The organism is Bradyrhizobium sp. B039, from assembly GCF_038965675.1.
In the GTDB taxonomy this organism is placed as follows: Bacteria; Pseudomonadota; Alphaproteobacteria; order Rhizobiales; family Xanthobacteraceae; genus Bradyrhizobium; species Bradyrhizobium diazoefficiens.
The window spans coordinates 7,703,131-7,721,171 of sequence record NZ_CP152416.1; the positions used below are offsets into that span (position 1 = coordinate 7,703,131).

The 18,041-nt window shown below is 58.3% G+C and carries 17 protein-coding genes and 1 pseudogene; 13 read left to right on the forward strand and 5 right to left on the reverse strand.

Features of this window, described 5'->3' with window-relative positions; all coding sequences use genetic code 11:
- On the reverse strand, nt 1-864 hold the full coding sequence (gene sctJ / locus AAFG50_RS36395; RefSeq protein ID WP_011084621.1) for a type III secretion inner membrane ring lipoprotein SctJ: 864 nt from the start codon (nt 862-864) through the stop codon (nt 1-3).
- A gap of 8 nt (nt 865-872) precedes the next feature.
- A complete protein-coding gene (locus AAFG50_RS36400; RefSeq protein ID WP_026312858.1) occupies nt 873-1,373 on the reverse strand; it encodes a nodulation protein NolB in 501 nt (166 codons plus the stop codon).
- A gap of 182 nt (nt 1,374-1,555) precedes the next feature.
- Between AAFG50_RS36400 and AAFG50_RS36405 the strand changes: the two genes are divergently transcribed.
- Nucleotides 1,556-2,248 carry a secretin N-terminal domain-containing protein gene (locus tag AAFG50_RS36405; protein WP_020608155.1) on the forward strand — a complete coding sequence of 231 codons (693 nt, stop codon included), beginning with the start codon at nt 1,556-1,558 and terminating at the stop codon, nt 2,246-2,248.
- A gap of 556 nt (nt 2,249-2,804) precedes the next feature.
- On the opposite strand, the gene AAFG50_RS36410 is transcribed toward AAFG50_RS36405, so the two are convergent.
- Nucleotides 2,805-2,981 carry a hypothetical protein gene (locus AAFG50_RS36410; RefSeq protein WP_161966260.1) on the reverse strand — a complete coding sequence of 59 codons (177 nt, stop codon included), beginning with the start codon at nt 2,979-2,981 and terminating at the stop codon, nt 2,805-2,807.
- Between the two features lie 416 nt (nt 2,982-3,397).
- Here AAFG50_RS36410 and AAFG50_RS36415 point away from each other — a divergent pair, with 416 nt between their 5' ends.
- Entirely contained in the window at nt 3,398-3,601 is a 204-nt protein-coding gene (locus tag AAFG50_RS36415; RefSeq protein WP_011084616.1) for a hypothetical protein, read from the forward strand.
- Between the two features lie 570 nt (nt 3,602-4,171).
- Here the strand turns inward: AAFG50_RS36415 and AAFG50_RS36420 are convergent.
- On the reverse strand, nt 4,172-5,236 hold the full coding sequence (locus AAFG50_RS36420) for an IS630-like element ISRj1 family transposase (protein ID WP_011084514.1): 1,065 nt from the start codon (nt 5,234-5,236) through the stop codon (nt 4,172-4,174).
- A 154-nt stretch (nt 5,237-5,390) separates the two neighbouring features.
- Nucleotides 5,391-6,845 (reverse strand): DUF1521 domain-containing protein, encoded by a 1,455-nt coding sequence (locus AAFG50_RS36425; protein ID WP_018647482.1) that lies wholly within the window; start codon nt 6,843-6,845, stop codon nt 5,391-5,393.
- 250 nt (nt 6,846-7,095) lie between these two features.
- Here AAFG50_RS36425 and AAFG50_RS36430 point away from each other — a divergent pair, with 250 nt between their 5' ends.
- From AAFG50_RS36430 to AAFG50_RS36480, 11 genes and pseudogenes are all read left to right on the forward strand, one after another.
- A complete protein-coding gene (locus AAFG50_RS36430) occupies nt 7,096-7,656 on the forward strand; it encodes a hypothetical protein (protein ID WP_014497947.1) in 561 nt (186 codons plus the stop codon).
- A 97-nt stretch (nt 7,657-7,753) separates the two neighbouring features.
- Nucleotides 7,754-8,062: a hypothetical protein gene (locus tag AAFG50_RS36435; protein ID WP_011084613.1), complete on the forward strand. Its 309-nt coding sequence runs from the start codon at nt 7,754-7,756 to the stop codon at nt 8,060-8,062.
- 42 nt (nt 8,063-8,104) lie between these two features.
- Nucleotides 8,105-8,296, forward strand: a complete 192-nt coding sequence (locus AAFG50_RS36440; RefSeq protein WP_014497948.1) for a hypothetical protein — start codon at nt 8,105-8,107, stop codon at nt 8,294-8,296.
- Nucleotides 8,297-8,412: 116 nt separating this feature from the next.
- A complete protein-coding gene (locus AAFG50_RS36445; RefSeq protein WP_011084612.1) occupies nt 8,413-9,306 on the forward strand; it encodes a hypothetical protein in 894 nt (297 codons plus the stop codon).
- A 33-nt stretch (nt 9,307-9,339) separates the two neighbouring features.
- Nucleotides 9,340-9,876 (forward strand): hypothetical protein, encoded by a 537-nt coding sequence (locus tag AAFG50_RS36450; RefSeq protein ID WP_011084611.1) that lies wholly within the window; start codon nt 9,340-9,342, stop codon nt 9,874-9,876.
- 2 nt (nt 9,877-9,878) lie between these two features.
- A complete protein-coding gene (locus AAFG50_RS36455; protein WP_011084610.1) occupies nt 9,879-10,307 on the forward strand; it encodes a hypothetical protein in 429 nt (142 codons plus the stop codon).
- Between the two features lie 9 nt (nt 10,308-10,316).
- Nucleotides 10,317-12,416, forward strand: a complete 2,100-nt coding sequence (gene sctV, locus AAFG50_RS36460) for a type III secretion system export apparatus subunit SctV (RefSeq protein ID WP_011084609.1) — start codon at nt 10,317-10,319, stop codon at nt 12,414-12,416.
- A gap of 30 nt (nt 12,417-12,446) precedes the next feature.
- A complete protein-coding gene (locus AAFG50_RS36465) occupies nt 12,447-13,037 on the forward strand; it encodes a tetratricopeptide repeat protein (protein ID WP_011084608.1) in 591 nt (196 codons plus the stop codon).
- A 567-nt stretch (nt 13,038-13,604) separates the two neighbouring features.
- Entirely contained in the window at nt 13,605-14,027 is a 423-nt protein-coding gene (locus tag AAFG50_RS36470) for a hypothetical protein (protein WP_011084606.1), read from the forward strand.
- Nucleotides 14,028-15,141: 1,114 nt separating this feature from the next.
- A complete protein-coding gene (locus AAFG50_RS36475; RefSeq protein ID WP_018647480.1) occupies nt 15,142-16,488 on the forward strand; it encodes a pitrilysin family protein in 1,347 nt (448 codons plus the stop codon).
- 53 nt (nt 16,489-16,541) lie between these two features.
- Nucleotides 16,542-17,947: pseudogene (locus tag AAFG50_RS36480) on the forward strand (pitrilysin family protein).
- Nucleotides 17,948-18,041: the final 94 nt, after the last annotated feature.

Sequence of the window (18,041 nt, forward strand, 5' to 3'; positions counted from 1 at the left end):
CTATGACGCATCAGCAATCATCTTGCCCGCCGCTTGGTCAGCAGACAGGCGCGAGCCCCTACCGAACACGCTCAGCTTACGCGATGATTTTCCAAACTGACGCATGCGCGGGCCCAGCAATACGCAAGCGACGATGCCGAATACCGCTCCGGCGCTTCCTACAGCAAGCGCAAGTAACGGCGATGAGCCGGCTCTTGCTGACTGAGCCACAGGGACTCCCGGACCGGCAGACTGCTCGACTGGAGCGCGCTCGACCGGCACGAAGACAACGGCGACCTTGTCATAGGACAGCCCTTCAATGCTGTTTGCGACGAGCATCTTGATCTGCGGCAATAGTGCCGAAAGCCTCGCGCTGGAGCCATGTCGAATGAAGACCGATGCCGAGGATGGGGTCGCACCTTGCCGCAACAAGTCGTTCTTCGGCAGAACGACGTGAACGCGTGCTGAAAGGACGCCATCTATATCGCTGATCGTGCGCGACAATTCTTCGCTTAGAGCATAAACGTATCGTGCCCGCTCCTCGATCGGCGAGGCAACGAGGCCCGATCCCTTGAACACCTCGCCGAGATTCTTGAAGGATTGGCGCGGCAGCCCCTCAACATTGAGCAGGTCAATCGAATAAGCGAGCTGCTTTTCCTCGACCTGGATTGTGCTGGTTCCGTCCTTGGCGACAACACGGACAGCATCAACGCCCTTGCCAAGGAGAAGCGCGAGCATCTCATTAGCCTCGCGCTCCTGAATTTTGGTGTAGAGATCGGTCTTACAGCCGATCAGCGAGAGGAGAAGGGGCATAGCAAGAAACACGCGAAGCCGTCGCCACGATTGACGGCCGCCGGAGCTCCCCCTCTTCATATCGCCAGTCATCAGCTTACTCAGCCGGCCGATAGCAGCTTGTTTAGCGACGAGCTGACGGCGCTGGTGCCCTTGGAGACGAGGGAAACCTGAACAACGTCTTTGTAGACGTCTCGCAGATTCGTCATCATCGATTCGAAATCAGCTCCAACCGGCTTAACAGCCGCATTGGCTCCGGCGTTATCCGCCGGCAAAAGTGGCTGCGCAGCCGGCCCAGGCTGCACCCCATTTACGACAGCCGGCGCAATCGCCGGAGAAACGGCTCGACCCTGGTAGATGCCGGAAAGGGTTTGGAGGATTCGGTCGCCCGGCGGACTTGCCAGCACATTCGTGCGCTGGACCTCCAATATCGGAGGAGTCGCTGCGGGTGGATTCGCGGTCGGGAAAGCAGACCCCTGATTGGGAGCTACTTGCGCCAGGGACTGCTCGAAACGCGCCTGCTCGCCAGCAGCTGCCGGAGAGCAGGCACCGGAAAGACAACCGGCTGAACTGGGAGGGATCGGCGTTGCGCCTAACAACATGGAGTGTGTCATTGTGCTGGTTTGATGACCTAAGCTTTAGCCGATGAACCGATCAAGTTCATAGGCTGCCGAGCTGACGAAAACCTGACGGAGATCAGGTTGACTTGGTCATCTAATGATCACGTTTGGCTTCCAAGCTGCGGCGAAACTCTAACTTCATAATGAGCGGAAGGCGTCAAGGAATGCTCGCGCGGTCCACGGTGGTACATATCTTAAAAAGAATTTTTTGTGCCGGTGTTCTCATCTGTGTCGGAATTTTGCGCACGTCTGCTGCATCCCTTTCGCTGCCGCCCGCCCCTTATAGCTACACCGTTCTCGATCAGGATCTTGCTGCGGCGCTGCAGGAGTTCGGAAACAATCTCAATATCAGGGTCAATGTCAGCGCCGACGTCAGGGGCCGGATTCGTGGACGAATGCCGGACCTGCCGCCACGAGAATTCCTTGACCGTTTGACTGCTTTGTACAATCTCCAGTGGTACTATGACGGACTTGTCCTTTACATCTCCGCCGCCCAAGAGGCGCAAAGCCGGCTCATTGTATTGAACCCAATCAGCTTCGATGCGCTCAAGGCCGCGCTCGACGCGCTCAACATCTCGGATGAGCGCTATATCGTGAAACCTGCCCCGGGAGAGGGCCTCATCCTTGCTTCTGGCCCACCCAGATTTGTTGCGCTGGTGGACCAGACCCTCAAGGGCCTTGTGGCGGAAGCGCAGGCCCGGCGCAGTCCCGCCGCCGAGAGGTCACAACACGAGTCGGTTTTGATGTTGTTTCGCGGCTCCTCGAGCACGGTCTTCCGGGACGGGCGGCCGGAAGCTTCTCCCGAAACGCCGCTTCATGGGGGCGCTGTGCGCGAAGCCGGTCCAGGCCAGAAGTGATGGTCGAAGATGCAAGACCGCTCCGACTGAAGTCGCATCCGATCGTCAGCTTTTCGAAAGCTAAAGCCCCCAGCATGAGCCTGCGAGGTCTTGACGGCTGCCCTGCTTGAGGCAGCCCGATAGATGGATAAGAGACCGGATGCTCGAGGGAAATTGGGTAGCGCTGCCTTCACGCAGTGCGAGGCATTAAAGATCAATGTGGGCCTCCGCACGCGCGCTTCCGAGCTAGCTGAGGCTTCGCATAGCTCAATGCGCGTCATCAGTTGGAAGGAGAAACAGGGTGGATTTCAATGCAGTCGCCCCGGCGAATACGAGCCCGGAGCCCGACACAGCACGGACGGCTACAGATGCAACCGAGTTCGAGCGGCAGCTCAGCGGTTCAGAGGCTCCCGCTTCGGCGCAGGGAGTCGCCCATCCAGTGCTGCAGGGCGAGGCTTATTCACCCTATCTCGACGCGGGCCATCCCTACTCTCCATACTTGGAGACAGGACACCTCTATCCGCCTTACCCAGATTTAGCGCATCCCCTTGGGCCAGACTCGGGTTGGCAGGATAATCTATATGCCGCGCCTGCGGCCGTCGCTGCGCCAGAGCCGGACAACGGCCAGCAGCATCTCTCGCCGCAGGCCATAGCTCAGGCGATCGAGGAACATCCCGGCTTCGATCAAGATGTGATATGGCAGACTCTGGATGTCGGCCCATCGGAAGCCGAGCCACGGCACGGTGAGCCTCAAGCGGGGACATCGCATGCAGGACCATCGCGCACCGCCCCTTTTTCAGGATGAGCCGCCGCACGCCGGCCCCTCGCATGCCCGGCCATTGCAGGCGGGACCGCCCCAACCTGGGTCTTCTGAAGCTCCGCCAGAAAGGACCGCGAGGCGATCCATGTCGTCGAGATGAAGGTAAGCGCGTTGCGGATCAGGATAGTCTGGGTATGACCGGCCCCCCTAAATACCTTCAACATACCGGTTGTTAGAACCAGCACAGTTCTTCGCACAAACCTCCAAACACCGGACCACCTGAGATCACTCGGGGCACGAATCGCGGCATCAATCCGGCCTCACTCTTCGTCAGCTTCTTGCAAGCTGCCCCTGCTAGCACGAAAGGAATAGGTCATCTCGCGGCACCGCCGCTATCTGAGTTTTATGACATGGACACAGGCGCAGCCGATATCGCAGCAACGGCGCCAGACGCTGGCACAAACACCGATAACGCCGCGAACGGCGGCGACAACTCGCACGCAGCATTGTTGCAGCGGGCCTTCGAAAAAGCTCTGGTTGCCGTCGCTACCCAGGTCATAAGCGATACCCAGTCAGACATGGATGACGCTATGAGCGAGCTAGATGATGGCTGAAGGCCGGATTATCAGACGCGCACAGGGAGGACCTGACGGACGGCAAGCCGAACCGAAAACGATCGGGTGAAGCAGGCGGACTTGGCAACAGCAGCCGCTAGACCGTCTTAGGTGATCCTCCAGGCAGGCGGTGCGGCCGTTCTGCAGGACCTCGCAACTTTCGGAAGACGCCGCAGCGACTTGCTCATGCCGCCGTGTCACATATTCTTCGATGAGGGTTCATCAGGAGCGCTCTTTAGCCAGGGCACCAGACGTTCTAAGCGAGCCCGAGCGCTCCCCGCCGATGAACTTCGTCATCTATTATCCTCGATTGGTTCTGCAGCCGCCCGCGAGATCGTGCGCTAGAGAGATCCTCCGAGATTTTCCGGAACATAGGCAGACTTGGCGCTCGCTGCGCCCATATCTGCAGAACTCCGGGGACCGCTCCCCCTCAGCATCGAGGCATGTTGCTGCTGCCTGATCCTGAGTTATGGCGTATTTGTCGCTACGAATTGGCGCCAAAGCTCAGACTGCCCCTATCACGCTAAGAGCTAAGATCCTCATCGAGGCCGCCGCACCTAGTACCCGGAATCAGAGCTGAGTGATACGGCGGCCTTTGAAACGGCGTTGACGGACCTTTTTCTTGGTCCAGACGAAGGGCTCGGCTCTGTCGTTGTATGCGTTGACGTAGGCATCGATGTGTTCCTGAAGCTGCTTGAGGCTCGTGAAGGAGGTGCCGCTGAGCGACTGCCCCTGCAAGATGGAAAACCATACTTCGACCTGATTGAGCCATGACGCACTTGTCGGCGTGAAATGAAATTGCACGTTGGGGTGGGCCTTGAGCCAGTCCTCGTTCTTTTTATGGGTGTTGAGGTTGTCGAGGATGACGTGAAGCTTGCGGTTCGGAAAAGTCGCGGTGACGCTGTTCATGAAATCGAGAAACTCGACGCGGCGCCGGCGTTTTGAATGGGTCGCGATGATCTTTCCGGTGGCGACTTCGAGCGCCGCAAACAATGTTGTGGTGCCATGCCGCTTGTAATCGTGGCTTTGGCCGGTCAAGGCGCGGCCATTGGGCAACTTCAGATAACCCTGCGCTCGCTCCAAAGCCTGGATCGAGGGCTTCTCGTCCACGCACAGCACAATGGCCTTCGCCGGCGGCGCGACATAGAGGCCGACAACATCGGCGGCTTTGGCCGTAAAGTTCGGGTCGTTGCTCTCGCACCAGGACTTGCGAGCCACCAGGTCAATCTTGTGGCTGCGCAGGAACCGCCAGACATATTGGACATCGACATCGCCCAGCGCCTCGGCCAGAAGGGGGCCGGTCCAGCGCGCAAACCCTTGCGGTGGCGGCTTATCCAGCAGCTTCAGAATCCGCTTGTCGGTCGTCTTCGTATAGATCGGCTGCTTGCCAGGCCGCGGCTTGTCTTGCAGCCCTTCAAGGCCATGGTCGGCATAGCGATGCCGCCAAAGGCTGACAATCCGCGGCTGGACCCCAACTTCCTTGGCGATCGACCGGGTGCTGCGCCCATCCGCCGCCAACAGAACTATCCGCGCCCGCTTCAAATCGCGCTGCAACGTCACCGGTGAGCGACAGCACGCCTCAAGCACCTTGCGATCTTTCCTCGAAAGGTGGACTTCTCTTGCTTCGGGTATCATCCCGACCTTGAATCACGACTCACGTTCCAAGAAAAGTGGGTACTAGTATCTTCATCTCCTCACTGAACACGAAAAGCGGGCGCTAGCGCCCACTTCAGTGACTTATCCCATAAGCTGGAACCGCTTCGCAGTACCAGCCAGACCTCAGGCCAACTCAAGCATCGGACGTTGTGCCTGGATTCTCATTGCTGTCGATGATTTCCTGGTTCACCTGGCGTCCAGACCGGTCAACCCAGCCCGAGCCTGGTTGTTCATAAATCGTCTGGGCTCCGTCCGAAGTCAATTGATCAAGCGTACGGCCCGCATTCGACTGCGTCACCTTGAGATTGTTCTTACCGTCAAAGCGGTCTCCAAGCCCTTCGACGACCATGGCATTGTCGCCGTTAGTAATGGTCAGCTTCGAGGCCATCGTTTTGCCCTTGCCGATATCAACGGTGTCGACAGTAATCTTCGTGCCGTCGTCGAGCTGGAAAGTCATGTTCTTCTTGAAGTCAAAGTCGACCTTGCCGTCACCGTCGGCATCGACGTGGGGATCGCCTTTAATCGAGGTGATCTTGCCTGTTTGACTGTTACGAATGAGCACTGTTCCGTCATTTTCGTCGACCAAGATCGAATACTTATCACCAAGCTTGATCTCAGCCTTGCCGTCCCTGACCTCATGTGACCACACTGGCGCCGGCTGAGAAGACTGCGTGGGCACCTGGGCAGCCGCAACAGGCACCATCGCAAGAGGCGGCGGCGGAGGAGGAACGAAGAAGACGGGCGCCGTAGAGGTGGGCGCTCCGCTTGCATACCGGTAGTTGCCCGGCCCACGCCCTTGCTCGCCGTCGTCGATACTCGCCTGATTCACGGCGCGTCCGGCGCCATCGACCCATCCCTGTCCACTCTCATGGATCGTTTGGGCACCATCAGACGTCAACTCGTCAAGGGTCATCCCAGCGTTGGACTGCGACACCCTCAGATTGTTTTTGCCATCCTTGTCGTCGCCGAGCCCCTCGACAACGATCGCGTTGTGGCCGTTCGTAATCGTAAGCTTTGAAGAGATGGCCTGGCCATTGCCGTAGTCGACATTATTCACAGTAATCTTCGTGCCGTCGTCGAGCTGAAACGTCATATCCTTCTTGAAATCGAAGTCATCCTTGCCGTCTCCGTCGGCATCAACGTGCGGGTCGCCATGAATGACCGTGACATGGCCGGTCTGGTTGTTGCGGACTGTCCACGTGCCATCCTTCTCATTGGCCGTAATCGTATACTTGTCCCCAAGGTTGATCGTGGCCTTGCCATCCTTGACCTCATGCGTCCACACCGGATCCACAGCAGGCTCGGCATTCTGATTCAGCTGGCTCATCAGCATGGTGGAAGGAGGAGGCGCCATCATGTACGCCTGCGTCGTAACGACGGCTGGCGCCACGACGACCGGAACGACACTCCCAACGGCCGTACCGACGAGGGCTGGTGAGGCTACCGGCAAGTACTGGTAGCTCGCCGGGGCATATTGCCCCAACATGGCGTTGAAGGTGGGAGTGACAACAGCGCCCTCCGGCGCCACTCCGTTCATCGAGTCGGGCGCACCCACCACTGGCAGGCCGGCCACGGGAAGATACTGCATTTAGTTCACTCCTGTTGCATAGACGACATCTGTAAAACTGTGAGCGTTACGCGCATAGTCACCCAAGATCCGCCGCTTCAGATCTGCATGAGAGCGCCTGATCAGCTCATCCGAACGAACGACTAATTCCCTTGCCAGAACCGGCAGCCTATGGAGATCCTCTCTCGCCCCATCACCGTAACCGCACGAGCACATCACGCGCATTCAACTCACAGATACGGTAGCCCGAACACCTGTCGAAAAGCTGACGATGATCAGCGAGCCAAGCCGCACGCACTTTGGCATCGATCGGATGTCCGAAACGCATCCTTCGCTGAACGTATCGCAAGATTTAATATTCCCTCCTGGCAAGATTCGTCTGGTACCAGCGGTGCTCCCATGTCTTCAGGCAAATGACACGACGTTGCCGGTTATCAGCCAATCATCTCATCCTCACCGCAATCAGCGCTCCCGCCGGAACTGCACATCATCTGCGAGGAGCGATCAACAGCTTGAACTCTCGCTGCATTTTCCCAAACATCAAGACTTCGCGAAAGGTGAGCTTTCGCAAGCCGCCATCTTAGCCAAACGGGACAAGCGAGGGCTGAGATCCGCACGGCTCGATGACCTTATCCCGCTTCCGTGCTCCACCCTGCAAGCCACGCGCCTGCGAAGGTTCCGCCAAGTCAAATCATTCCTGAACGCGCAGCTAAGCACGGCTCAACTCGCCTTCATCCAAGCCGGCTATAGGGCGCCGCTGGGAGCGACAGGGCGATCCGATGATTGCGAGCAGATGCAAGCCTGCCGCAAAATATCACTCGCCTCAACGTGAGGCTCGTCAGCTTTTCGAAAGCTAGCGCCCCTAGCATGAGGCCGCTGAAGCTAGGCGAACAGTCGTCTGCGCAACAAGACGAACATAGGAGAACGCAATGATCGGAGAAATGATTGGAAGCGCCGCCGGCGGTTACCTAGGCGGCCCGGCCGGAGCGGCAATTGGTTCGGCACTGGGCGGGACCGTGGACAAGGTCTTTGACAAGGTGGTCCACACCTTGGTGCCCGACGAGGGTCACCATGATAAGGCCGAAGACCACAAAGACGCCGGCGAAAAGACCGAGGTGCAATCCAAGCACGAGACTGCCTGCAAGAGCCCGGAGCTGAACCTCGGGCTCAGCACGCTCGGCGGTACGCCCATGTTCCTTTCCATTCCTGCGATCGTCTCGCCGGCCCGCACCTCGTAACAAATCAGAACCAGCGTTATCCCAAAAGAAAGGCAAATAGACATGGCGGTTGACAATGTTGGCGGAAATGGCGGCGCTGCTGGTGCCCAGCAGACCGGCGATAGCGGCTTCCAGAACCAGATGGCTGAATTCGAGCGTGTGAGCCAGAAGGTTCAGGCCCAGGCCGTGGCAATGCGCAGAATTACGACCGAACTCTCGTCCGAGAAGAAGGTCGCCGACGAGCGCGTCCAGTAATTCTGCAAGACGGGTGGCTCACCGCAGTTGCTACCGTCGCCGCGCTGTGAATGACGAAGTCTGGATGAGCCGTACGGCACCGCCGTACGGCTTCTCTCGTTATTCGGGGGATTATCGTGAACGACTCTGTTTCGCTTGAGTTCGAGGTGCTTTCGGGGGTCTATACCGGGCTCAAAGGAAAGACGGCGGGCGGCGAGAGCATTGTGGGCAGCGGCCTCGATGCGGACATGATCTTCGTTGAACAAGGGCTCGAACCGCATCATCTTCGCGTCATCCCGCAGCGCGATTCGATCGAGCTCGAAGCGCTCGCTGCCAGAATCAGCATTGACCGTCACGCTAGCATTGCAACAGGTGAGCGCGTCAGAGTGCCGCTTCCCGCGATCATTCATGCCGGCGCGATGTCCATCCGCTGGTCGGCAGAGGATTTCCAACCAATTGCTTCGAGCAAGCGATCTCGCCGCTCGATCGTGGCACTCAGCCTGATCTTGCTCAGCTCTGTCGCGATCGGCACCGTCTCAATCATCTTTGCCCCCGGCGATAGGGCGGTGGCGCCAAGCACCGGATCATCGCACGCGGTCGAAATTGCCGCTAAACCAACCGTCGATCATTTTGACGCGAGAGCTGCTGATGAAATGGCCGCATCACTGCGCCAACAGATCGAACGAGAGGGCCTTCCTGACGTCAAGATCGGGCACGGGCCCGGCGTCGTGACCGCGGAAGGGACGATTGCGCCGGACCTCGTCGCAAAATGGAAAGAAATCCAGCAATGGTTCGATCGTCAAAGCAATGGTACCCCGACCCTTGTGAACGCTGTCGCGGTGAAAGAGGAAAAGATGCCGTCTTCGATTGCTGTCCAAGCCGTCTGGCGCGGAAGCGAACCTTATCTGCTTATTGCCGGGCAGAAGTATTTCGTCGGCGCGCTCTTAAGTAATGGATGGACCGTTGATCGAATCGAGGATGGACGAGTTCTGCTCAGCCGCAACGGCCGATCTGCCGCTTTGCCCTATTAAGGTCTCTACCCTGCAAAAGAGAAGGAGAAGGCTATGGCTAGGCTGCCTCAGAACTCCGTAGGGCCCGGCAACTCATCGCAGGGGTTAGATGCGGGCCAGCACGCACCAGTCATCGGCTCGCCTCCTTCGCGAGGTGATAAGCTCGAAGTCGGAGGCGCCCATGCGGATAGCGGCACGAAGCGGGCGTCGTGGCAGGATGCGGCTTCGTATGATCTGCCAATTGATGGCGCGAGCGAAGCGGCGCTCGGGGTCGATTCCGTCGGCGCCATCTCACGCGTCACTTTATTCGAAAGCGAAGCAGGAGCGAATGAGGTAGATGCACGCGCGAGATTGGCTTCGCTTTATGGTCCCAATCTGTCCCGCGGACTACTCTCCTTCGTAGTTCCGCGCCTTCGTCATCCCGACGTACTGCGCGCTGACAAGCATGGTGTTCTTCTGGAACGCTTGACGCGAACATTGGAGGCGACGCCGGAAGACAAGACGGCGCGAGAGTGCTTGGCAATCCTGCAGCAGGAGCTGCAGCGGTTACTAATGCTCCGACAAAACCAAAACAGCTTAATCAAGGGTTAGCCATGGCCGATCCTGATGGATTGCATCGCGTCGCCGTTCCCCTGGCTCCAGGAGTCTCAAAATCCGGCGATATTCCGTCGATCTCCGGGCCAGAGCGCGACCTGCTTTGCGCACTCTCATATGTCCATCTCGCGTGCGGGCAGAGCGCACACAGCCTGGCTCTGTTGCGAATTGCAGCTCGCGAGCATTCCAACGACGTCGGTCTACTCCGCATTCTAGCCTACACGCTCATCGCCGAGGGCCTCGGCGAGGAAGCACTCCATGTGCTGGACCGGCTGGACGCACTTGATACGCAACCCTCTTCTCGCATACCGATGACGCTGTTGCGCAGTCACGCGCTACGGCACGCTGGCCGCATGGCCGAGGCTCGCGAGGTCTTCCAGACCTATGTGTCATTGCGCGCGAGTACAGCCCTCATCCGAAAGCAATAGGGATCTATCATGGCCAACACCTTGCGCGGCTTTGTCGTGCGCGCTCCGGCCCACCCGGATTTCATGGTTGCCTTGATGCTGCTTCTAGCGATCGGCATGATGATCATGCCAATCCCAATCATCGTGATCGACATGCTGATCGGCTTCAATCTTGGCTTTGCCATATTGCTGCTGATGGTTGCCCTCTATCTCAGCACACCGCTTGATTTCTCGTCCTTGCCGGGCGTCATCCTGATCTCCACCGTATTTCGGCTGGCGCTGACGATTGCAACAACACGGCTGATCCTCGCCGAAGGCGACGCGGGCAGCATCATTCACACCTTCGGCGACTTCGTCATTTCAGGGAATATTGCGGTCGGAATTGTCATATTCTTGATCGTGACCATGGTCCAATTCATGGTTCTTGCCAAGGGTGCCGAACGCGTCGCAGAGGTGTCTGCGCGCTTCACGCTTGACGCGCTACCAGGCAAGCAGATGGCGATCGATGCGGAGCTACGCAACAGCCACATCGATCAACACGAAGCACGCCGCCGACGTGCCGCCTTGGAACAAGAGAGTCAGCTTCATGGCGCTATGGATGGTGCCATGAAGTTCGTTAAGGGAGACGCGATCGCCGGGCTGATCGTGATCTGCATCAATATGCTTGGCGGAATAAGCATCGGCCTGCTCTCCAAGGGCATGTCGCTCGATGAAGCGCTGCATCAATATACTCTTTTGACGATTGGTGATGCGCTCATTTCGCAGATTCCGGCGCTGCTGCTGTCAATTACCGCCGCGACCATTGTCACGCGCGTCAACGGACCCTCCAAACTCAGACTCGGCGCCGATATCGTTCACCAACTTACCGCAAGTACGGAGGCACTTAGGCTAGCCGCTTGCGTCTTGGTATTCATGGGGCTCGTTCCTGGCTTTCCTTTGCCCCCGTTTGCCGTGCTGGCCGTCCTGTTCGCTGCCGCAAGCTACGTCAAGGTCGGCCCCAAAGACGACAAGCCTGCCGCCAAAATAGGAGCTAGCGCCGCGGCATCGGCGCCGGTTCCTGCAGCGGTCCAAAAGCAGGCCGCACATGCGGAAGCGCTTCCGATCGCGTTGTTCCTTGCACCAAACCTGACGGATTCGATCGACAAAGACGAGCTGGAAGAGAGCATTTCGCGTGTTTCAAGGCTCGTGTCGGCGGACCTTGGCATCACCATTCCGCGGATCCCTGCCCAGATTGGCGACAGCTTGTCCTCGTCGCAGTTCAGGGTCGATGTCGATAGTGTGCCAGTTGAGCGTGATGTGATCAATCCCGGGCACTTGGCACTCAACGACGATGTCGCGAACATCGAATTGAGCGGCATCCCCTTTCAACAAGACCCTGAAACGAATCGGGTCTGGATCGAAGAACGGCATGCAGCGGCTCTCAAGGCCGCCGGAATCGGATATCATCGGCTAAGCGAAGTTCTTGCCTTACGTCTCCATTCCACATTGACGCGCTTTGCACAGCGCCTGGTCGGTATTCAGGAAACCCGCCAATTGCTCGCTCGGATGGAGCAGGAATACCCTGATCTGGTGAAGGAGGTACTGCGTACGGCCACCGTCCCTCGGATCGCCGAGGTCCTGCGCCGCTTGCTCGATGAAGGCATTCCAATCCGCAATACCCGCTTGCTTCTGGAGGCATTGGCAGAATGGAGCGAGCGCGAGCAAAACGCCGTCCTGCTCACCGAGTATGTTCGTGCTACCTTAAAACGCCAAATCTGCTTCCGGTATGCTAATGCCCATCGCGTCGTGGTCGCCTTTATCATCGAGCGTGAGAGCGAGGAAATCATCCGCGGCGCAGTACGGGAAACGGCCGTAGGCCCATATCTCGTCTTGGATGAATGGCAGAGCGAAAAGCTGCTTGCACAATTTCGTCAGATTCATGCGACCATCGCGCAAAGTAAGAGCCAGCCTGTCGTCCTCGGTTCGATGGATATCCGGCGTTTCGTGCGCGGTTTTCTCACGCGCAACGGAATCGACTTGCCTGTTCTGTCCTATCAAGATCTCGCCGCGGACTTCACGGTCCGGCCGATCGGATCCGTCAAGCTTCCAAAGGCGCCTTCCTCAGGAGGGCTCCTAACAGCTGCAAGCTAAGAGTGCGCAGCACTACCTTGTGAGTAGCCGATGAAATCTAATGACACCAGCTTCCGCCGATATCTGTGCTCCGCCAGTCCAAGGCTGCGGCCGGCTCTGCTTGCGATGCTGACTGTTGTGCTGCTCGCTGGTTGCGCTACCGCAGACAAACATGGCCTTTCACCGCAGCAGAGGTCCGCATCAGACCTCGCAGACAGCGAAGAGATCGACCCCGCCGCGCGCGAGCGCATTTCGCACGCGCTTGGCCGAGATGCTGATGAAGGGGCTCTGCGCGACGCATTGAAGCAACAGCCGAACAACATTGATGCGGCTATTCCTCTTGCGCGAGCCCTGCTGGCACGCAACTGTCCGAATGATGCTCTTGAGGTGCTCGACGGCGTGTTATTGGCAACCCCTGGCGACCTGCGCGCATTAAATGCCAAAGCAGTTGTTCTCGATCACGAGGGCCGTCATCAGGAAGCCCAAGAGCTATACCGCCAAGCTCTCGCGGCGGAACCTGCAAACCCGATGCTGCGCAACAATTTCGGACTGTCCCTCGCCCTTCAAGGCAAGATGGACGCCGGCGATGCCAGCGCAGCACCTCAGGCGGGCAGCCGGAAAGCATTGGCTCGTTCAAGATAAGGCGATCAAGAGCGGGCAGGAATAGCGAAGCGTGATGCTTAGCTGTCAGCTTGCCGACAGCTAGGCTTACTATGAGCGCGGAACCCCACTCCGGCGCGGCCTCGCCGACATAACAGGACGTGTTATGTTTCAAAACACTAAAGCTCTATCTAACAGCGAACGTGCGTCCGAGCTCGATGAAATGGGAACGAGCTCGGACGATGGCTCCCACACGGATAGCCCAAGATTCTTGGATGTATTCTCTGCTCTGAGTTTGGCGCCATCGAGCTGCTCCGTTGATGCATCTTTGGCAGCAGTCCCGCCATACGCGCTGGTTGACGAGCGGCCGGTGGTTGAGATCTCAAAATCTTCGTTTGAGAATAAGCTGGCAGATTTTTATGGAGGAGACATAGAGGATATTGCTGCCAATCCGCAGCGATACTCGCGCTGGGTTTCCGAAAAGGCTCACGCACAGCGGACACTGCATTTCGCTTCGGCACGAAGTCTATTTCGGAGAAATCGTGCTTTTTCAGCTATCAGCTTGGGAACAAGAGCGTCGGGCTTCTGAGAACGGAACCCGGAGGCCGCATGAGTGAGCTGTTCAAGGGCAACAATGATTGGCGCCATCAATTTCCTGGACGAGATGAAATCACCTCAACAATAGCTTTCCGGGTTACTCATCCGCTCGTCGAGAACGCGGGCGATATCTTGCTTGAACATCAGCTCCAGATCGACGGAAACAAACCGCTCGTTCTCTCCCACTCTTCCAATCCGGAAGCGAAAGCCCGCGCGGCAGCGTTGGGCTTTCTTGAGGTTAGTGACTCGATGATGGTGCTAGATCCCACCAAGCACGATGACAAATGGAAGAACGAAGGCGGCAATTGGCAGCGGGCGGGTAAGCCGCCTTTGTATCTTGCCGCGACTGAAGACAACAGCGGCAATGCCAAGTATACCGAGAGTGTAGCGAAGCCCGCGAACGATCCGTATGATGAGGAATATGACTTTATGTAGAGCCTACAGGCATCACACGAAGAGCGATTGGCCGGATCGGCGGGGCAAGATCAGGCCTCTATCTCATTTCCTGCTGCATGTACTCTTGAGCACCGACATCTTTTCCGTATCCGCAGGCGGAGTTGGACTGCGCTGTGGGTCCTTTCGTCTGGCGGAATCAAGCCGGACGAGCAGCAGATCGATTATCTCTCGGACTCCGCAGCCTCGTGTTCCTCCTGATCTGCAGCTTGCGCCAGCAAAGAGCCTCCTTGTATCAGCCGAAATGACGCGGTCTATCGGCACTGCGAAGCTACAGCGCGCGATGGCGGCGCACGATCTCCATGACACCCGGTCCTGCCATGTGAGGATCTCCTCCTCTGCCTTCCCGGGAAAAAACTTGCTCGCAAACCGTTTTCAGCCCTTTAGCCGCCGGCAGCGGACGGCATGATTGGTTGGCAGAATCTTGCCGGCATGAACGTCCTCCGGGAGGATCACATCCTCATCAAACCCGCTCGGCACTGCTACATCCACGCCCTTCTGGCATCTTGTCGTTCAGATAAGAGAGAGGAGAAATAGCGAAGTAGTTAACATGCGCCAACCAGGCTCCGGCTTGCAACCGCAAATCACATGACCGCGATCTGCGGTGCCCTTGGTATCCTTAATCTGAGTGACTTGTTGGCAGGTGATTTAAGGACGGTGAGCGGTGCGCTCGGCTTCCCTTTGCCTTACGTAAACCGCGACGGCCGGCAAGTGACTTCCACTGTCTCATCGAAGCTATCGCTGAGCATTTGTTTACCTCGCGCGTCAACAACCGATGGGCTTTTGCGGCAAATCTTCTCAATCGCGCTCCCCCGCGGCACCTGATGCGCGCGGCCGATAAACTACGCTGTTGTCGCACGTTCATCCTGGACTACTTCGGCGCAGTGTACTCAGAGGAGCTGCTCGCTGGCAGACAAATCGTCAAGCCGCTCATCGTGTAGAGCGAGATGTGTGACGGCAAGCTGCTGAGTGTTGTGCCAGCGTATATCGCGCTTGATCTACCCCCAAATCTCCAGAGACGCCAAGTTCTCCTGAGACGTTGTGCGCAAGGTTGTGTTCATGACATGTCGACGGTTACATTTGGCCACCTGAAGCCTTGGACTCGACGACGCGCACCACTCCGGCGGTTAGCGTCTATGCCGGCACGGTCAGATCAGATCGAGCAGCATGCTTCACGCTTCAGAACGACCTGCAGGTGGTTGTGATCCAGGATCATCGCACACCAGTCGTCACTCAGATGATCTGGTATAAGGTCGGTTCCGCGGATGAACCGCCCGGCAAATCGGGGCTTGCGCATTTCCTCGAACACCTGATGTTCAAGGGTACTTCCAAACATCCGGCGGATGAATTCTCCAAGGCCGTGCTGCGCGCCAGCGGCTACCAGAACGCCTTTACCGGGTTCGACTTCACCAGCTACTTCCACCACGTGCCTCGAGAGCACCTCGGCAAGATGATGGAATTTGAAGCCGACCGCATGACCGGTCTCGTTCTCAAGGACGAGAACGTGCTCTCCGAGCGAGACGTCGTGCTGGAGGAATTCAATATGAGGGTCGCCAACCATCCAGGTAACCGGCTTGCTGAGCAGATGATGGCGGCGCTTTACCTCAACCACCCCTACGGCCACCCTATTATCGCGTGGCGCCAGGAAATCGAAAAGCTTACCCGAGAGGACGCGCTTGCCTTCTACCGGCGCTTCTATGCACCTAACAACGCGATCCTGATTGTCGCTGGCGACGTAGCCACCAAGGAAATGCGCTCCATGGTGAAGGAGACGTTTGGCGGCATCCCCGCGCAACCTTCGATTCCCAAGGAACGCCTGCGGCCGCAGGAACCGCCGCCGGCCGCGCAGCGCAGAGTGACACTGGCCGATGCCCGCGTCGAGCAGCCGGCCCTGCGCCGCTATTATCTCGTACCCTCGACTCGCAGCGCGGCCGCGGGCGAGGGTCCAGCGCTTGAGGTGCTCGAGCAGTTGATGGGCGGCGGCATTAACTCATATCTCTATCTCTCGCTGGTTGTCGAAAAGCAGCTCGCGGTCACCGCCAGGGCGAGCTACCACTCTGCCGCGCTCGATCCATCGCTATTCGAGATTTCCGTCATACCAAAGCCTGGCGCCAACCTCAGCCTGATCGAGCGCTGCATCGACGAGGTAATCGCCGGTATTGCCCGTAATCCCGCGAGTGCCGAAGATCTCCAGCGGGCGAAGACGCGGCTAACCGCGCAAGTCGCCTACGCCCAAGACAGTCAGGAACTGCTCGCTCACTGGTATGGCCGCGCCCTGACGACGGGACTATGCATCGAGGATGTACAACGCTGGCCGGACGACATCCGCGCGGTCGGCGCACCGCAGGTGCATGAGGCCGCGCGGATATGGCTCGACAAGAAACGAGCGGTAACCGGCTATCTCGTCAAAGAGTCTACCCCGCAACACTGGGAGACGCTCTAGTGATCCATCCTTGCACTCGACGCGGGATCCTCCTTGGAGGAGCCTCCCTCTCCATGGCGGTGCTCGCTTCGTCAAATTCGCATGCCGCACCACGATCACTGGACCGGACCAGGATCAAGCGTTTGATTTCGTCTTGCGGCATAGAAGCCTGGTTCGTGCAGGACTCCACTGTCCCATTGATCTCGATGGAATATGCCTTCACCGGCGGCGCGGCTCAGGATCCCGCTCAAAGACCTGGCGTAGCCCACATGGTTTCTGGGCTGCTCAAGGAAGGTTCCGGCAAATTTGACTTCAAGACCTTTCATCAGCGGCTGGACCGCCATGCCATTGAACTGCGTTTTCACGTGACCCATGATCACTTCCGCGGTGCCTTGCGCACGATCAATGACAGCGCGGAGGAGGCCTTCGAGCTTTTACGGATCGCGCTAACCTCGCCGCGTTTTGAGGCCGCCGACGTCGAACGGAACCGTGCCGCTGTGCTTGCGCGCCTTCGGCACGACTCAACCAATCCTTCGTCGCTGGCTCGCCGCAAGTTCCTCGAAGTCGCTTTTGGGGATCATCCCTATGCTCGCCCAGTCGATGGCTACTTGGAAAGCGTGCCGAAGATAGAGGCCGAGGATCTCAAGGGTTATGTCCGGCGCGTCATTGCAAAAAGACACGTTCAAAATCGCGGTGGTCGGCGGGGTCGATCCAGGGGCCGTCTGCAAGCTGCTCGATAAGACCTTTGGCAGCCTGCCGAGCAACGCGGAAGCGATGCCGGTCGCCGACGTCATCGCAGCAAAGCCGCCGCAGCGGGTCTTTATTCAGCTCGATGTGCCGCAGACAGTTGTGACTTTTGGCGGTCCAGCCGTCCGTCGCAGCGAGCCGGGTTTCATGCCCGCCTGTATCGTCAACCACATTCTCGGCGGCGGCGGCCTGACGTCACGCCTGTTCCGCGAAGTCCGCGAGAAGCGCGGACTGGCTTATTCAGTCCGTGAGCAGCTTGTCTGGCTGGATCATTCAGCCATGTTTCTCGGTACCAGCGGCACCTGCGCCGATCGGGCCGGTGAAACGGTTGAAGAAATCGAGAAGCAGGTCCGACAGATCGCCGCGGAAGGACCGACTCAGCAGGAGCTCGATGACGCAAAGTCCTACCTGAAGGGCTCGCAACTGGTAGCTCTCAACACATCATCAAAACTGGCGCGAACGCTACTGCAGCATCAGCTTGACAAGTTGCCTATCGACTATCTCGAAAACCAGAATGCCGTCGTCGATGCGGTGACGCTGGAAGACGCCAAAGAGAGCAGCGCAGCGGCTGTGGGGCGGGGGTCTGCTCACAATTATCGTCGGCCGCGCCCCAAAGGACGCAGCGCAGGCGGCCATTGTGCCGTCCAGGACTACACCCCCGCCGGGCGCCGATCAGCTAGACACCGGCCCGACGACGCCGCCCAATTTATTTTCTATCAGCCCATGTGCTTAGCTCTCGCGCGCAGAGAGGCCTTTAGCCACTCACCTTTAGCTCGTGGAGATATTCCTCGGCATGCCGAAAAGACGGCGATCTGATCCAGTAGACC

Coding starts and splice junctions, on each gene's coding strand:
- AAFG50_RS36470 (WP_011084606.1), top strand. CDS start 13,605: ATGAGTGAGCTGTTCAAGGGCAACAATGATTGGCGCCATCAATTTCCT.
- AAFG50_RS36435 (WP_011084613.1), top strand. CDS start 7,754: ATGATCGGAGAAATGATTGGAAGCGCCGCCGGCGGTTACCTAGGCGGC.
- AAFG50_RS36420 (WP_011084514.1), bottom strand. CDS start 5,236: ATGATACCCGAAGCAAGAGAAGTCCACCTTTCGAGGAAAGATCGCAAG.
- AAFG50_RS36455 (WP_011084610.1), top strand. CDS start 9,879: ATGGCCGATCCTGATGGATTGCATCGCGTCGCCGTTCCCCTGGCTCCA.
- AAFG50_RS36440 (WP_014497948.1), top strand. CDS start 8,105: ATGGCGGTTGACAATGTTGGCGGAAATGGCGGCGCTGCTGGTGCCCAG.
- AAFG50_RS36415 (WP_011084616.1), top strand. CDS start 3,398: ATGGACACAGGCGCAGCCGATATCGCAGCAACGGCGCCAGACGCTGGC.
- AAFG50_RS36400 (WP_026312858.1), bottom strand. CDS start 1,373: ATGTTGTTAGGCGCAACGCCGATCCCTCCCAGTTCAGCCGGTTGTCTT.
- AAFG50_RS36430 (WP_014497947.1), top strand. CDS start 7,096: ATGATCAGCGAGCCAAGCCGCACGCACTTTGGCATCGATCGGATGTCC.
- sctJ (WP_011084621.1), bottom strand. CDS start 864: ATGACTGGCGATATGAAGAGGGGGAGCTCCGGCGGCCGTCAATCGTGG.
- AAFG50_RS36425 (WP_018647482.1), bottom strand. CDS start 6,845: ATGCAGTATCTTCCCGTGGCCGGCCTGCCAGTGGTGGGTGCGCCCGAC.
- sctV (WP_011084609.1), top strand. CDS start 10,317: ATGGCCAACACCTTGCGCGGCTTTGTCGTGCGCGCTCCGGCCCACCCG.
- AAFG50_RS36405 (WP_020608155.1), top strand. CDS start 1,556: ATGCTCGCGCGGTCCACGGTGGTACATATCTTAAAAAGAATTTTTTGT.
- AAFG50_RS36465 (WP_011084608.1), top strand. CDS start 12,447: ATGAAATCTAATGACACCAGCTTCCGCCGATATCTGTGCTCCGCCAGT.
- AAFG50_RS36450 (WP_011084611.1), top strand. CDS start 9,340: ATGGCTAGGCTGCCTCAGAACTCCGTAGGGCCCGGCAACTCATCGCAG.